This window comes from Sphingopyxis sp. YF1 (assembly GCF_022701295.1).
Classification (GTDB): Bacteria; Pseudomonadota; Alphaproteobacteria; order Sphingomonadales; family Sphingomonadaceae; genus Sphingopyxis.
Genome location: NZ_CP033204.1, coordinates 106968 through 121932 on the forward strand (window position 1 = coordinate 106968; position 14965 = coordinate 121932).

Consider the following 14965-nt stretch of genomic DNA (forward strand, 5'->3'; position numbering starts at 1 on the left):
CCCTGGATTGCTTCGCTGCGCTCGCAATGACGAAATTACCGGAGCACCCGCCACGCCAGCTCGGCGAACTCGCACAGGAGCGGCCGTGTGTCGCGCGGGTCGATGATATCCTCGACGCCATATTTCTCCGCCGTGCGGAACGGACTTCGCACGCGGTTGAGCCGCTCGCGGATCGCCTCGAGATGCGCCGCGGGGTCCTCGGCCGCCTCGAGCTCGCTCTTGTACGCGACCTCGACCCCGCCCTCGATCGGCAGGCTGCCCCAGTCGCCCGAGGGCCAGGCGAATCGGTACTGGAAGCGCTCGGCGTTCGACATCGCGCTCCCCGCGATCCCGTAAGCGCGCCGCACCACCACCGACGCCAGCGGCACCGACGCGCGATAGATGGCGTTCATCGCCTGCACGCCGTAGCGGATCGTCCCGGTCCTTTCGGCCTCGCCGCCGATCATGAAGCCCGGATTGTCGACGAGATGCACGATCGGCAGCCGGAACTGGTCGGCCATCTTGACGAAGCGCTCGGCCTTTTCGCTCGTCTTCGCGTCCCACGATCCGCCGAGGTACGAGGGATCGCTCGCGAGCACCGCGACCGGCCAGCCGTCGAGCCGCGCAAAGGCGGTGATCGCCGCGCGCCCCCAGCGCGCGCCCATTTCGAAGACGCTGCCCCGGTCGAACACGGCCTCGACGATGCGCCGCATCGAATAGACCTGTTTCGCCTCGCGCGGCACGACCGAGAGCAGGCTCTCGTCGCGGCGCCCGACCGGGTCGCGGCATTCGGTCCGCGCGGCGCGCTCGTGGATCGACGAGGGCAGGTACGACAGGAAGCGCCGCGCCGCGGCGAACGCCTCGGCCTCCGACGCCACCTCGTCGTCGACGACGCCGTTGCGCGTATGGACGTCGACCCCGCCCAGCTCCTCGCGGTCCAGCGTATCGCCGATCGCCGCCGCGACCGCGGGCCCCGCCGCGAAAAGCTGCGACAGCCCGCGTACCATGATGCTGTAATGGCTCGCCACCACCCGCGCCGCGCCCAGCCCCGCGGTCGGGCCCAGCGCGAGCGCGACCACCGGCACGGTGTCGAGATTGGCGATGATCTGGTCCCAGCCGGGAACCGCGGGGATATAGGTATAGCCCATGTCCTCCAATGTCTTGACCGACCCGCCGCCGCCGGTGCCGTCGATCATGCGGATCAGGGGCAGGCGATATTCGTGCGCCATCGCCTCGCACTGGATGAACTTGCGGTGCAGCGCCGCATCGGCGGCGCCGCCGCGCACGGTGAAATCATCGGCGCTCGCGACCACCGGCCGCCCATCCACATTGGCGCGCCCGAAGATGAAGTTCGACGCCGCCAGATCCTCGAGCTCGCCGTCGGGGCCATAGCTGCCGCGCCCCGCGATCTTGCCGATCTCGCGAAAGCTGCCGGGGTCGACGATCGCCGCGAGCCGCGCCCGCGCGTCCATCTTGCCGCGCCCGTGCTGGCGCGCGACCTTTTCCTCGCCGCCCATCTTTTCGGCCATCGCGCGTCGCGCGCCCAGCTCTTCGACTTCTTTTTTCCAGCTCATGGGCGGAAGGCTATCTTACGTTGACGGAAACGTCATGCAAAACCTATCGTGCCCCGATGACCCCCCGAACCCTCGCCGTCCTCGGCGCCCTGCTCCTGCCGCTCACCGCCGTCCACGCCGCCGCCGACAAGGCGCCGCGCACCATCGCGGGCGTCGAGGATCCCTATCGGACCGACGCTTTCGCCGAGGGCAGCGACCCGATGCCGGCGGTCGATGCCGCGCTCGCCGCGGCGCAGGCTTCGGGCAAGCGCGTGCTGCTGGTGATGGGAATGAACGGCTGCCACGACAGCGCCTGGCTCGCCAATCTGGTCGCGAGCGAGCGCTTCGCGCCAGTGCGCGACCGCTATCACATCGTCTTTGCCGACATCGGCATGCCGCACCGCGGCATCGTGCGCAACGCCGCGGTGCCGAAACGCTTCGGCTTCAGGATCAAGGGCACCCCGACGGTCGCGGTGCTCGATGCCGACGGCAAGGTCCTCAACCGCAAGGCCGCGCCCAAATGGCGCAACGCGGCGAGCCGCAGCGACGACGCCATCTATGACGAACTGATGCAATAGGGAGAGAGAGATGACCGAGATGAACCTTGCGGGGCGCACCGCGCTCGTCACCGGCGCCTCGCGCGGCATCGGCCGCGGCATCGCCATCGGCCTCGCCGAAGCCGGCGCCGACGTTGCGGTCAACTACACGCGCGGCGAGGAGGCCGCCGCCGAAACCGTCGCCGCGATCCGGGCGCTGGGCCGCAAGGCCAGGGCCTATCAGGCGTCGGTCGCCGACGAGGGTGCCTGCGCCGGGATGGTCGCCGCGGTCGAGGCCGATTTCGGCCCACTGTCGATCCTCGTCAACAATGCCGGTATCGCGAGCCGTGGGCTGTCGGTCGCCGACACCAGCCCCGAAGAGGTCGATAAATTGTTCGCGGTCCACGCCGCGGGCCCGCACCGGCTGTCGCGCCTCGCGCTGCCGCAACTGCGCACCCACGCCCGCAGCGACATCATCGTCATCTCGAGCATCGCGACGCTCAGCAATTCGCCCAACGGCGCGCCCTACACGATGGCAAAGGCGGCGGGCGAAGCGCTCGCGATCACGCTGGCCAAGGAAGAGCTGGCGAACGGCGTCCGCGTCAACATCGTCGCCCCCGCGCTCACCGTCAGCGACATGGGCGAACGTCTGTCGCGCGCGATCACCGGACAGGACGACATCCAGCATCTCGCCGCCAAAATGCCCTTCGGCCGCGTCGCCGTCCCCGCCGACGTCGCGGCGGCGGTGGTCTGGTTCGTCAGCGACGCCAACCCCTATTGCTCGGGGCAGAAGCTCAACATCGACGGCGCGGGCATGGCGACCTTTCGCTGAGCCGCGCATCTCCCCCGCCGGGTGGCGGGAGACGACCGGTGCGGATGTCGGACGATCCTTCCTGTGGCCGATGGCGCTGCGGCGGCCGTTCAAGCCAATCCGTTTCCCGTTCCCAGGTCCGCCCGGGCCGGCGATTGCCTGCCGCCGACGATCGCCCTTTGCGCGACGGACCCGCGCGCCTATATCGGCGCGATGACCAGTCTCACCGATCCCCGCCGCTTCCTCTATCGCGCCGACGCGCTCGACCCCGATCTGGCGCAGAAGCTCGCGCGCGAGGCGCTGGCCAAGGCCGACGACGGCGAACTCTATCTGCAATATCGCGCGACCGAGAGCTTCGGGTTCGACGACAGGCGGCTCAAGACCGCCGACTATTCGACCGACGCGGGTTTCGGCCTGCGCGCCGTGTCGGGCGAGATGACGGGCTTTGCCCATGCCAGCGACATCAGCGCCGGCGCGATCCGCCGCGCCGCGGAGACGCTCGCGCTGCTCGACCCGGCGAACCAGCCGCACGCCGCGCCGCCGCCGCGCACCAACCGCCACCTCTATGACGAGGCGAACCCGCTCGACCTGATCCCCTTCGCGAAGAAGGTCGCGCTGTGCCAGGAGGTCGACGCCGCCGCGCGCGCGCGCGATCCGCGCGTCGTGCAGGTCTCGGTCGCGCTCGCGGGCAGCTGGTCGGTGGTCGAGATCGTCCGCGCCGACGGTTTCCTCGCCACCGACATCCGCCCGCTCGTCCGGCTCAACGTCAGCATCGTGGTCGAGGAGAATGGCCGCCGCGAATCGGGCTATTTCGGCCTCGGCGGGCGCTACATGTACGACCATCTGTTCGAACCCGCGCAGTGGAACCGCGCGATCGACGAGGCGCTGGCACAGGCGCTCGTCAACCTGCGCGCGGTCGACGCGCCCGCGGGCGAGTTCACCGTGCTGCTCGGCCCCGGCTGGCCGGGCGTGCTGCTCCACGAAGCCGTCGGCCACGGGCTCGAGGGCGATTTCAACCGCAAGGGCACGAGCGCCTTTTCGGGCCGCATCGGCGAGCGCGTGGCGGTGCCCGGCGTCACCGTGGTCGACGACGGCAGCCTCGAAAGCCCCGAAGGCGGCGGTCGCCGCGGCTCGCTGTCGATCGATGACGAGGGCACCCCGACGCAGGAGACGGTGCTGATCGAGGACGGCATCCTCAAGGGCTATATGCAGGACCGGCTCAACGCGCGGCTGATGGGGGTCGCGCCGACCGGCAACGGGCGCCGCGAAAGCTTTGCCCACGCGCCGATGCCGCGAATGACCAACACCTTCATGAAGAGCGGCAAGGACGACCCCGCCGAGCTGTTGAGCCGCGTCAGGAACGGCATCTTCGCCAAGAGCTTCGGCGGCGGACAGGTCGACATCGTGTCGGGCAAGTTCGTCTTCAGCTGCACCGAGGCGTACAAGGTCGAGAATGGCAAATTGGGCGACTCGATCAAGGGCGCGACGCTGATCGGCGACGGACCGAGCGTGCTCACCAAATTGCTCGGCATCGGCAACGACATGGCGATCGACGAAGGGATCGGCGTGTGCGGCAAGGGCGGCCAGAGCGTCCCGGCAGGGGTCGGGCAGCCGACGCTGCTGGTCGGCGGGCTGACGGTGGGCGGGACGGCCTGACCCCCTCTCCATCGTCCTTGCGAGCGAAGCGAAGCAATCCGGAGCGGCCTGTCACACTCTGGATTGCTTCGCTTCGCTCGCAATGACGCGACCCTGTGACGCGCATCACTTGGCGTCGGCCGTTCTCGCGCCTATAGCGCTCTCAAACATAGAGAAGAATTGGGTCGCATGAACTTTTCCGCCGGGGGCGCCGCCGCCGGTTGCAGGGAGGATTTATGCGCAAGACTTTCCAGTTCGCCTCGCTTGCGGCGATCGCCGCGATGCTGACCGCGCCGGCCGCGGCGCAGAAGACCACGGGTCCCAAGGAACGCTACGAAATGGACGCCGCGACGATGTCGGGCTTTGCCGCGATGGGGGGCGGAAAGGGCGGCATGGGCGGCGCGATGAGCATGATGTTCGGCGGCGGCCCCGACAAGGCGCTGGCGCGCCAGCTCTATCTGCGGCTCGGTTCGAACACGGTGCCGACCGCGCCGCCGCCCAAGGGCGACCATTTCTTCCTGCCGCAGGCGAAGCTCGGCAAATCGGTGCCGCTGATCAGCCCCGAGCGCAAGACCGGCGACTATACCCCCGAATTCGAACGGCCGAAGGGACGGCTGCTGCTCTACTGGGGCTGCGGCGCCAAGGCGGGGCCGGGGCAGCCGGTGATCATCGATTTCGCCAAGGTCGCGGCGGGGCAGGTGCCGCCGAACCTCTTCTCGACCGCGGTGCCCGTGATCCGCGAAGTGTCGGCGTCGAACAGCAAATCCTATATGGAATGGCCGAACGGCAAGTCGGACAAATTTCCCGCGCGCGACAGCTCGCTGCTCGGCGCGCACCGCGTCGCGAGCAATGTCGGCAGCGACATCAATTTCACGCTGGCGCAGGATTATATGCCCGCGCTCCAGGCCTCGACCGCCGACCAGCCCGACGGATCGGTGATGATCCGCTGGAACCCGGTCACCAACGCCACGGGCTATGCGGCGTGGACGATCGGCGGCATGGACCGCGGCGCGGGCGGCGGCGACATGGTGTGGTGGACGAGCAGCGCGACGAAGGAGTTCGGCGGCGGGCTGTGGGACTGGCTGCCCCCCTCGGTGGTCGCCAATCTGATCACCAAGAAGATCGTGATGCCGCCGTCGCAGACGACGTGCCAGATCCCCGCCGAGGTCAAGAAGGCATCGGGCGAGATGATGATCGGCAACCTCAATGCCTTCGGTCCCGAGGCGAATTTCTCCTATCCGCCCAAGCCCGCGGGCAATGCGGTATGGAACATCGACTGGACCGCGAAGGTGCGCTTCCGTTCGTACACGATGCTGATGGTCGGCGCCGACTTCGGGGGCATGGGCGGGATGAGCGGCGGCGGCGAAAGCAGCACCCCGGCCGACAAGCCCAAGAAGAAGAAATGCAAGGGGCCGCTCGGCATTCCGCTGCCCGATTCGGCCTGCTGACCGGCGGAAAAGTGCGGGCGAGTCAGTTGTCGTTCACGCGTTCCTTCCTATATCTGCGGCAGAGGGTGTGTGTTGAATGACAGGAGTCTTACCCATGCGTCCGTTGATTTTTTCCATCATCGCCGCCGCCGCGGTTGCGGTGTCGCCTGCCGCGACGGCAAAGGAGAAACTGTCGCCCGAAGCGCAGCTTGAGAAGATGCTCGAGGGCCGCGTCGCGGGTGAACCCCAGAAGTGCATCCCGCTCGCGTCGGCGCGCAGCTCGACCGTCATCGACGGCACGGCGATCGTCTACCGCTCGGGCAGTACCTTGTGGGTCAACCGGCCGCGCAGCGGCGCTGAATCGCTCGACGACGACGATATCCTCGTCCTCAAGACGAGCAGCAGCCAGCTGTGCAGCATCGATACGCTCGAACTGCGCGATCGCAGCAGCCACATGTACAGCGGCTTCGTCGCGCTCGGCGACTTCGTGCCGTACCGCAAACCCGAAGGCGCGAAGAAATAAGCGCCGCGTGACCGACGACGACCGCACCCTCGCCGCGCCGCCCGCCGACTGGGCGGCGCGGCTGCTTGCCTTCTGGTTCGACACGCACGGCCAGGACGACTGGTATCGCGGCGGCGATGCCTTCGACGCCGCGGTGCGCGATCTGGCGGGCGATTGGCGCGAAGCGTTGCGGTCGCAGCCCGCCGACGCCTTTCTGGGCGATCCCGACACCGCGCTGGCGGCGGCGATCCTGTTCGACCAGGTCCCGCGCAACATCTTTCGCGGCGACGCCGAGGCGTTCGCGACCGACAGCCTCGCGCGCGCGATCGCCCGCGGCATCGTCGCGCGCGGCTGGGACCAGGGCTGGCCCGACGACCGGCGCCAGTTCGCCTATCTGCCCTTCGAACATAGCGAGGAGATCGCCGACCAGCGCGAATCGCTGCGCCTGATGGGCCAGCTCGCCGATCCGATGTTCGCCGACTATGCGCAGAAGCATTTCGCGATCATCGATCGCTTCGGCCGTTTCCCGCATCGCAACGAAGCACTCGGCCGCGCGACGCGCCCCGACGAAGCCGCGGCGATAGAAGAGGGCCGGAATTGGTGATAGGCCTGCCCGTCCCCCTTGCGGAGCGCTGATCCATGGCCGAATTCACCGAGACGCTCACCGACAAGCATATCGCCTTCATCGCGAAACAGCCGGTCTTCTTTACCGCCACCGCGGCGGCCGGGGGGCGGATCAACCTGTCGCCCAAGGGCTATGCCGACACCTTCCGCGTCCTGTCCGAACGCCGCGTCGCGTGGCTCGATTTCGGCGGATCGGGGAACGAGACGCACGCGCATCTGGCGGCCGACGGGCGGATCACGATCATGTTCTGCGCCTTCGACCGCAGCGCGCTGATCCTGCGGCTCTATGGCCGCGGGCGGGCGGTGCTGCCGCAGGATGCCGAGTGGGAGGCGGTTGCCGCGCCCTTCACCCTGCTCCCCGGCACGCGCCAGATCTTCGTGATCGAGATCGAAAGCGTGCAGACGAGCTGCGGCTGGGGCGTGCCGATGATGGAATTGCAGCACGAGCGCGACACGTTGCAGAAATATCACCGCCAGGCCGATCCCGCCGCGTGGGTCGAGAAATTCCAGGGCCGCACAAAAAGCATCGACGGCCTGCCGACGCGCCCCACCGACCGGTTCATCGCGGGCGAGGCGGGCTGATGGCGCTGGCCGAACTCGTCCGCCTGCCCAACGGCGCCGAGGCCGAGCTGCTGCGCGGCCGGCTCGACAGCGCGGGGGTGCACGCGGTCTGCTTCGACGCGGGCATGAACATCGCCGAAAGCGTCGGGCTGCTGATCCCGGTGCGCGTGATGGTGCTGGACGAGGATCTGGTCGAGGCGCAGGCCTTGATCGAAGCCTTTGAAGCGCCCCAGGCGCAACCCGGCCGCGCCTCCGTTCGTCCTGAGCTTGTCGAAGGACCGTTTTTCCTTTCTTGAAGGACAAACAAGGACGGTGCGTCGACACGCTAGGCACCAACGCCAACAAGGGCCGTTCAAGACTCTCCCATGATCAAGGTCGCCAGTTACAATATGCGCAAGGGCATCGGGCTCGACCGCCGCCGCGACCCCGGCCGCGTGCTGTCGGTGCTCGGCGAGCTCGACGCCGATATCGTCGCGCTGCAGGAGGCCGACCGCCGCTTCGGCACCCGCGCCAGCGCGATCCCGCCCCGCATGTTCGAGGAGCATAGCGACTACGTTCCGGTCGACCTGCTCGACGGGCGCCCCTATGCGATCGGCTGGCACGGCAATGCGCTGTTGGTGCGCAAGGGCGCCGTGGTCGAGGAAAGCCACGCGCTTCACCTGCCGACGCTCGAACCGCGCGGCGCGGTGGCGGCGACGGTGCGGATCGGCGACACGCGGCTGCGCGTCGTCGGCATGCATCTCGACATTTCGGGGCTGCGCCGCCGCCAGCAGGCGCGCGCGATCCTGGGCCATCTCGCCGAGGGCGAGCAATTGCCGACGATCCTGATGGGCGACTGCAACGAATGGCGCAACCGCGGCGGCTGCCTCGCCGATTTCGGCGAGCATCACCGGCTCGTCGACACCGGGCACAGCTTCCACAGCCGCCGCCCGGTCGCCAAGCTCGACCGCATCTTCGCGTCGCCGCACCTCGAAGCGGTCGAAGCCGGCGTGCACCGCAGCGCGCTCGCGTCGCGCGCGTCGGACCATCTGCCGATCTGGGCGCGGTTCAAGGAGGCATAGGGTCTCGCGGGAAGGCCGGTCCCCGCCCGCGGACGCCGGCTTCGCCGCTCCCCGCGGGCGGGGAAGCGTCGCCGGCGCGGGGCTTCGTGGCGGCGCAAACCGGCAGCGGCTATTCTCGCTATTCGGCGGCGACGCTTTCGGCGGAGCTTCCCGTTGCCGACTGGCCGTCATAGACGAAGGCGGCGTCCATCAGGTCGATGTCGGGGAAGGCGTCCTTTTCGGCCCAATAATCCTGATTGTGGCGCCATTCGGGCTTGTCGCCGCGGCGCGGCATCGCGGCGATCCCGCGCATCAGATAGCCGGGATTGAAATTGTCGGCCTCGATCCACGGCAGGATGGCCATGCCGGTGTCCTCGGGACGCAGCGCGACCTCGACCTTCCGCGCGCCGATATCGTCCATGTGGTTGAGCAGATTGCAGACGAAATCGCCCATCATGTCGACGCGCAGCGTCCAGCTCGCGCGGAAATAGCCCATCACCCACGCCAGATTGGGGACGCCCGTCATCATCATGCCGCGATAGGTCACGGTATCGGACCAGTCGACGGGCTTGCCGTCGACCTCGAACGCGATCCCGCCCATGACGAGCAGGTTGAAGCCCGTCGCCGCGACGATCAGGTCGGCCTCGATCTCGGTGCCGCCTTCGGTGCGCACCCCGGTCTCGGTGAAGCGGTCGATCGCGTCGGTGACGACGGTCAGCTTGCCCGCGGTCGCGGCCTTGAAGATGTCGCCTTCGGGGCAGAAGGCGAGGCGCTGCTGCCAGGGGCGGTATTTCGGCGTGAAATGCGGTTCGAAGGCGAAATCGGGGTCGCCCGAAAAGGCGCGGATCAGCGCCTTCAGCTCCTCGAACACGGCATCGGGTTCGCTCTGGCAGCGGCGCGTGAGCTGGTCCTGGTCGTGCATGATCTGCTGGCGCACGACGCGGTGGATCGTCGGTTCGTCGACCCCGACCTCGCGCAGCCGGTCGGCGAGCTCGTTCTTGTTCTCCGAGCAGAAGAAATAGGTCGGCGAGCGCTGGAGCATCGTCACATGCGCCGCCTTTTCGGCGAAGGCGGGGACGACGGTCGCGGCGGTCGCGCCCGATCCGATGACGAGGATGCGCTTGCCGGCATAGTCGGTCGCGGGGTCCCAGAGCTGCGCGTGGACGAACGCGCCCTTGTAATCTGACAGGCCCGGCCAGTCGGGAACATAGGGCGTTTCATGGTCGTAATAGCCCTGGCACATCCATAGGAAGTTCGCGGTGAAGACGACGGGGCTGCCGTTCGCCACCGCCTCGACCGTCCAGCGATTGTCGGCGCTCGACCAGCGGCAGGCGGTGATGCGGTGGCCGTAGCGGATGTGCGGCGCGATCCCGCTCTCGTCGATTACCTCGCCCATATATTTGAGGATTTCGGCGCCGCTCGCGATCGGCGCGCCGACCCATGGCTTGAAGCGGTAGCCGAAGGTGTAGAGATCGGAGTCCGAACGCACGCCGGGATATTTGTGCGTTTCCCACGTGCCGCCGAAACTCTCCTTCATCTCGAGGATCGCGTAGCTTTTGCCGGGGCATTGCTGTTGCAGGTGAAAGGCCGAGCCGATGCCCGAAATGCCCGCGCCGACGATCAGCACGTCGACATGGGTGCCGGCGGGGGCAGGGGTGGGTGTCGCGGCGTCGGCCGCCCGGATCGCTGTTGCCATTTGGGTCCGCTCCTCTCGCTTCTTTTTGTGCGATGCTAGGCGACAAAGCATGAGTCGCGCCAGCCCGCTTTGATCGACGTCAAATTGACCGCTTGCGGCGACGCCGCCGACGCGCCAGATGGCGCCATGACCCGACCGCATATCGACGACGCCGATGCGCGCGCCGCCTATCGCCGCGAACTGCGCGCGGTCGCGCGCGGCCCGCGCCTGACCGGGCTTTTCTTCGTCTTCGCCTCGCTCGGCCTGTGGGCGTGGCCGCAGAGCGGCGGGCCGGTCCGGATCGGGCCGCTCGCGACCGAAAGCTGGGGCTGGATCAGCCTCGGCATCGGCTGGGCGATATTGCTCTGGGTGATCGTCGCGCGCACGCGCCACCACAAGGCGCGCATGGCCGAACTCGACGACTAGGGCGAAAGCCCCGGATCCCTATCGCAGAAAGGGGCCCGTCGCGCGCGTCCGCGCCTCGCCCGCGGGCACCCCGGCGAGGGTGCGGAAGGTGCGCGCCATATGCGCCTGATCGGCGTAACCGCGATCGGCGGCGTGACCCGCCAGGCTGGCCTCGCCGGGCAGCGTCTCGAACGCCTTCTGGAACCGCGCGAGGCGCAGCCAGGCGCGCGGCGGCAGCCCGACGTGGCGCGCGAACCAGCGCTGGAGCGCGCGCGGCGCCAGGCCGGTCGCGTCGCCCATCGCGGCGACGCTCGGCGCGGTCAGGATCGCGGTGCCGGTGGCGGCGAGCGCGGTCTCGGCGGCGAGGCGCGCTTCGATCCGGTCGAACGGCGGCGCGTCGCACGCGAGCCAGCGGCCGCGCAGCGCGGCGAGCGGGTGCGCGCCGACGAGCGGCCACGCCCACGGCCACAGCCGCAGGCCTTCGAACCTCGCATCGCCGCTGATCGCGAAGCCGGTCGGGCGTTCGATCAGCCACACCGCGAAACAGGCCGGCTGGTCGCCGTCCCAGCGCGAGCGCCCGCGCGTGCGGCGGATCAGTTCGACGCAGCCGTCGGGGGTCGCCTGCTGGTCGCACCAGACGGCGGGGTCGCCGTCGCCCGCCAGCGTCCAGCGCGCCTTGACGAGGCCGGCAAGCGCGGGGGGCGGGGCGAACTCGGCATAGTCCATGTGCGGGTTAGACGCCGATTGTCGCGTCGGTTCAAGACGGCGCGTCGCGCCGCTGCGAAAAGGCGGAAAAGGGAGGCGCATATGAAAAAGACGATGATCGCGGCGCTGTCGATGCTGCTGCTCGCCGCGAGCGAACCGGCGCGGGTCGACGACCTCGGCTGGATGGCGGGCGACTGGGTGCGCGAGGCGGACGGGCGCTGGACCGAAGAAAGCTGGACGCGCCCGCGCGGCGGGTTGATGCTCGGCCACAGCCGGTCGGGCAGGGGCGAGACGGTGCGCGAGTTCGAATATCTGCGGCTGCAAACCGCCGCCGACGGCACGATCGCCTATATCGCGCAGCCCGGCGGGCGGGCGCCGGTGGCGTTCGCGCTGGTCCGCCACGACGCCGCCAGCGCGACCTTCGAAAATGCCGCGCATGATTATCCGCAGCGCATCCATTATGCGCGCGAAGGCGACGGGCTGACCGCGACGATCTCGCGGCTCGACGGGACGCAGGCGATGCGCTGGGACTATCGCCGCCGCTAGGCCGTCACCCCGTTCGCCGTGCGAGCCAGACCCCCGCGACCATCAGCGCGATTCCCGCGATGCGTTTGGCGTCGATCGGGAAACGCATCGATCCGAACAGCCCGAAATGGTCGATCACCGCGGCGCTGGCGAGCTGGCCGACGAGGACGAAGAAGATCGCGTTGCCGACCCCGAATCGGGGCGCGATGAAGGTCACCGCGATGACGTAGAAAGCGACGAACAGCCCGCCGAAATAGAAATGAAAGGGGATGTCCCCCGAAAAGCGGATCTGGCCGACCGATCCGGTCATCAGCGCGCCCGCGGTGGCGATGAGGAAGGCGAGCCCGAACAGGATCATCGAGGCCGCCATCGGGCTGCCGAGCCGCGCGCCGAGGCCGCCGTTGAGCGCCGCGAGGATCGGAATGCCGACCCCGGTCAGGAACATGATCGCGGCGAAGGCGGGGGCGCTGCCGTTCGCGGTCATCGCGCGGGGACCTTTGCGGCCTGCGCGGCGCGATAGTCGAGCACGGGCAGCCCGCCGATGCCCCAGTTTTCGAGGTCGACCTCGTCGATCGTGACGACGGTGGTCGCGGGATTCTTGTCGAGGACGCGCCGGAGCAGGTCGGTGACCCCGGCGATCAGTTCGGCCTTCTGGGCGGGCGTCGCTCCCTCGCGGGTGATGCGGATATGGACGGTGGGCATCAGGCGGTCCTTTCGTCTGCGACGCCGGGCCAGCCGGGCATCGGCGGAAAGCCGGGCAGCGCGGCGATGCGGCGCGTCCAGGCGGCGATGTGCGGCCAGTCGCCAAGGTCGATTCCCGCCTCGCCGGCCAGCGCGAGATAGGGGCTGGCGGCGAGATCGGCGATCGTCAAGCGATCCCCGACCAGCCAGTCGCGGTCCGCGAGATGCGCGTCGACGACGGGCAGGATGCGCGCGCTGACCGCGGCGGCGTGCTCCTCGGCGATCGTCGCCCCGAACTGCCGCGCGAGCCGCAGCGTCGCGGGGCCGTTGGCGATCTCGTTGGCGGCATGCGACAACCAGACGGCGATCTCGCCGCGTTCGCGGGGGGTGCGGCCGTCCCATTCGCCCGGGCGGTGCGTCGCGGCGATCCAGACGAGAATCGCCTGACTGTCGCGCAGGCTGAAGTCGCCGTCGATCAGCAGCGGGATCTGCGCCATCGGGGTGAGCGCGCGATAGGCGTCGGACTGGCGCACCGCGGCATCGGCGAGCCGTTCGTCCCACGCGAGGCCGAGGAAGGCGAGCGCCATGCGCACCTTGTGCGTATTGCCCGACAGCGGGCTGCCGTGGAGGATGATCATCGGGCGTCTCCCTGCTGGGTGGATGCGGCGGCGCGCAGGGCTTCGAGCTCGGCGCGCAGGCGGCCCAGTTCGGCGGCCATCGGGCGCACCGCGGCGGAAATCTGATCTTCGGTGAAGCGCGGCACGATGTGCTGCGAGCAATTCCATTCCCAGCCGACGACATCGATCAGCACCGCGCGCTCGGGGATGGCGCGATAGCCCGCGGGCATCAGCGAGGCGACGAGTTCGGGATCGTCGGCCAGCTCGACCGCATGCGCGCGGCCGAGCAGCTTGAGCCGCTCGCGCGCCGGATAGTCGATCAGGAACAGCGCGACGCGCGGGTCTTCGGCAAGGTTGCTCGCGCTGATATACTGGCGGTTGCCGCGATAGTCGGCAAAGCCGATGCGGTTGCCGCCGAGCGGGCGGAGGAAACCCGGCGGGCCGCCGCGGTGCTGCATATAGGGCCACCCCGCGGGCGTGACGCTCGCCATGTAGAAGCTGTCGCGCGCCGCGATGAACGCCGCTTCGCGCTCGCCGACGGGGTCGGGAGTGCCGTCGGCGCCGGCTTCGGCGCGGGCATAGGCGGCGCGCGACCCGTGCCGTTCCTGCATCGTCCGAGCCGCGTCGGTGAAGATCGTGTGGAGATAGTTGCGCGCCATCGGATGGGCCTTTCGAACGGGGGCGGACGAAGCATGGGGAGGGGGCCGCGCTTCGTCCGCCTGCGATGCAATACGGCGTTGCTCATGCGGTGATAATCGGTGAAACAGGAACAAGTTTGTTCCGAAAACTGGAATAGTCGATGGACCGGCTGGTCACGCTCGAAATGTTCGTCGCGGTCGCGGGCGAAGGTGGCTTCGCCGCGGCCGCGCGCAAGCTGGGCAGTTCGCCGCCCGCGGTGACGCGCGGCATCGCGGCGCTCGAGGCGCGGCTCGGCACGCGGCTGTTCCACCGCTCGACGCGCGCGGTCGCGCTCACCGATGCGGGCGCGGCTTTCCTCGGCGAGGCGCGGCGCATCCTCGCCGACCTTGCCGAGGCCGAGCGCGCGGCGCGCGGCGCCGAGGCCGAACCGCGCGGCCAGCTCTATCTGACCGCGCCGGTGATGTTCGGGCGGCTGCACCTGCTGCCGGTGGTCGCCGCGCTGCTCGACCAGCATCGCGACCTCGCGGTGCGGCTGATGCTGGTCGACCGCAACGTCCGCATCGTCGAGGAGGGGATCGACGCCGCGCTGCGGATCGGGTCGCTCGCCGATTCGGCGCTCAAGGCGGTGCGCGTCGGCAGCGTGCGCCAGATGCTCGTCGCGAGTCCCGCCTATCTCGCGCGGCACGGCGCGCCGCGGACGGTCGCCGACCTTGCGGAGCATGCGCTGATCGCGACGACGGGACCGCGCGCGGCGGGCGAGTGGCGGCTGAAGGCGGCGCGCTGGCGGCTGGCCCGGCCGCGGCTGACGATCAACACCGTCGACGGCGCGCTCGCTGCGGCCGAGGCGGGGCTGGGGATCGCGAACCTGCTGAGCTACCAGCTGCTCGACGCGCTCGACGCCGGGCGGCTGATCGCGCTGCTGCCGGACGAACAGCCCGACCCGCTGCCGGTCCACCTGCTGTTCGAACCGTCGCGCGCGCGGTTGCCCGCCTTGCGGCTGCTGATCGACGCGATGAAGCTCCGGCTGCGGCTGGCGGGGCTGGGCTGACG

Annotated in this window: 19 protein-coding genes; 12 read left to right on the forward strand and 7 right to left on the reverse strand. The window is 69.3% G+C overall.

Going from position 1 to position 14965, the window contains the following annotated elements; translation table 11 throughout:
- Positions 1-35: 35 nt before the first annotated feature.
- A complete protein-coding gene (locus tag EAO27_RS00565) occupies positions 36-1553 on the reverse strand; it encodes a carboxyl transferase domain-containing protein (RefSeq protein WP_242775959.1) in 1518 nt (505 codons plus the stop codon).
- A gap of 56 nt (positions 1554-1609) precedes the next feature.
- Here EAO27_RS00565 and EAO27_RS00570 point away from each other — a divergent pair, with 56 nt between their 5' ends.
- From EAO27_RS00570 to EAO27_RS00610, 9 genes are all read left to right on the forward strand, one after another.
- Positions 1610-2110 (forward strand): thioredoxin family protein, encoded by a 501-nt coding sequence (locus tag EAO27_RS00570; RefSeq protein ID WP_242775961.1) that lies wholly within the window; start codon positions 1610-1612, stop codon positions 2108-2110.
- 10 nt (positions 2111-2120) lie between these two features.
- A complete protein-coding gene (locus tag EAO27_RS00575; protein ID WP_242775964.1) occupies positions 2121-2900 on the forward strand; it encodes an SDR family oxidoreductase in 780 nt (259 codons plus the stop codon).
- 192 nt (positions 2901-3092) lie between these two features.
- Entirely contained in the window at positions 3093-4535 is a 1443-nt protein-coding gene (gene tldD / locus EAO27_RS00580; RefSeq protein ID WP_242775967.1) for a metalloprotease TldD, read from the forward strand.
- Between the two features lie 215 nt (positions 4536-4750).
- Complete coding sequence (locus EAO27_RS00585) at positions 4751-5962, forward strand: hypothetical protein (protein ID WP_242775970.1); 1212 nt, start codon at positions 4751-4753, stop codon at positions 5960-5962.
- 94 nt (positions 5963-6056) lie between these two features.
- Positions 6057-6464 (forward strand): hypothetical protein, encoded by a 408-nt coding sequence (locus tag EAO27_RS00590; RefSeq protein WP_242775973.1) that lies wholly within the window; start codon positions 6057-6059, stop codon positions 6462-6464.
- A gap of 7 nt (positions 6465-6471) precedes the next feature.
- Positions 6472-7047, forward strand: a complete 576-nt coding sequence (locus EAO27_RS00595) for a DUF924 family protein (protein ID WP_242775976.1) — start codon at positions 6472-6474, stop codon at positions 7045-7047.
- A gap of 35 nt (positions 7048-7082) precedes the next feature.
- A complete protein-coding gene (locus EAO27_RS00600; RefSeq protein ID WP_242775979.1) occupies positions 7083-7649 on the forward strand; it encodes a pyridoxamine 5'-phosphate oxidase family protein in 567 nt (188 codons plus the stop codon).
- Complete coding sequence (locus tag EAO27_RS00605; protein ID WP_242775982.1) at positions 7649-7924, forward strand: DUF2007 domain-containing protein; 276 nt, start codon at positions 7649-7651, stop codon at positions 7922-7924. The genes EAO27_RS00600 and EAO27_RS00605 overlap by 1 nt, the downstream gene beginning before the upstream one ends.
- 69 nt (positions 7925-7993) lie before the next feature.
- Positions 7994-8689: an endonuclease/exonuclease/phosphatase family protein gene (locus EAO27_RS00610; RefSeq protein WP_242775985.1), complete on the forward strand. Its 696-nt coding sequence runs from the start codon at positions 7994-7996 to the stop codon at positions 8687-8689.
- A 118-nt stretch (positions 8690-8807) separates the two neighbouring features.
- Here the strand turns inward: EAO27_RS00610 and EAO27_RS00615 are convergent, their stop codons facing one another.
- The gene (locus tag EAO27_RS00615; RefSeq protein WP_242775988.1) at positions 8808-10364 is read right to left on the reverse strand and encodes an NAD(P)/FAD-dependent oxidoreductase; all 1557 of its coding nucleotides are present in this window, start codon (positions 10362-10364) and stop codon (positions 8808-8810) included.
- Between the two features lie 126 nt (positions 10365-10490).
- Here EAO27_RS00615 and EAO27_RS00620 point away from each other — a divergent pair, with 126 nt between their 5' ends.
- Complete coding sequence (locus tag EAO27_RS00620) at positions 10491-10769, forward strand: hypothetical protein (protein ID WP_242775991.1); 279 nt, start codon at positions 10491-10493, stop codon at positions 10767-10769.
- An 18-nt stretch (positions 10770-10787) separates the two neighbouring features.
- Here EAO27_RS00620 and EAO27_RS00625 read toward each other — a convergent pair whose 3' ends face one another.
- Positions 10788-11474, reverse strand: a complete 687-nt coding sequence (locus tag EAO27_RS00625) for a helix-turn-helix domain-containing protein (RefSeq protein WP_242775994.1) — start codon at positions 11472-11474, stop codon at positions 10788-10790.
- A gap of 81 nt (positions 11475-11555) precedes the next feature.
- On the opposite strand from EAO27_RS00625, the gene EAO27_RS00630 reads away from it, so the two are divergent.
- Positions 11556-11999: a DUF6265 family protein gene (locus EAO27_RS00630; RefSeq protein WP_242775996.1), complete on the forward strand. Its 444-nt coding sequence runs from the start codon at positions 11556-11558 to the stop codon at positions 11997-11999.
- A gap of 4 nt (positions 12000-12003) precedes the next feature.
- On the opposite strand, the gene EAO27_RS00635 is transcribed toward EAO27_RS00630, so the two are convergent.
- From EAO27_RS00635 to EAO27_RS00650, 4 genes are read right to left on the reverse strand one after another with little or no spacing between them, the layout of a single operon-like run.
- The gene (locus EAO27_RS00635; RefSeq protein ID WP_242775997.1) at positions 12004-12462 is read right to left on the reverse strand and encodes a DMT family transporter; all 459 of its coding nucleotides are present in this window, start codon (positions 12460-12462) and stop codon (positions 12004-12006) included.
- A complete protein-coding gene (locus EAO27_RS00640; RefSeq protein WP_242775999.1) occupies positions 12459-12680 on the reverse strand; it encodes a 4-oxalocrotonate tautomerase family protein in 222 nt (73 codons plus the stop codon). Before EAO27_RS00640 ends, EAO27_RS00635 begins: the two co-directional genes overlap by 4 nt.
- Positions 12680-13297 (reverse strand): glutathione binding-like protein, encoded by a 618-nt coding sequence (locus EAO27_RS00645; protein ID WP_242776002.1) that lies wholly within the window; start codon positions 13295-13297, stop codon positions 12680-12682. The genes EAO27_RS00640 and EAO27_RS00645 overlap by 1 nt, the downstream gene beginning before the upstream one ends.
- Positions 13294-13935: a pyridoxamine 5'-phosphate oxidase family protein gene (locus EAO27_RS00650; RefSeq protein ID WP_242776004.1), complete on the reverse strand. Its 642-nt coding sequence runs from the start codon at positions 13933-13935 to the stop codon at positions 13294-13296. The genes EAO27_RS00645 and EAO27_RS00650 overlap by 4 nt, the downstream gene beginning before the upstream one ends.
- Positions 13936-14075: 140 nt before the next feature.
- On the opposite strand from EAO27_RS00650, the gene EAO27_RS00655 reads away from it, so the two are divergent.
- Complete coding sequence (locus EAO27_RS00655; protein WP_242776006.1) at positions 14076-14963, forward strand: LysR family transcriptional regulator; 888 nt, start codon at positions 14076-14078, stop codon at positions 14961-14963.
- Positions 14964-14965: the final 2 nt, after the last annotated feature.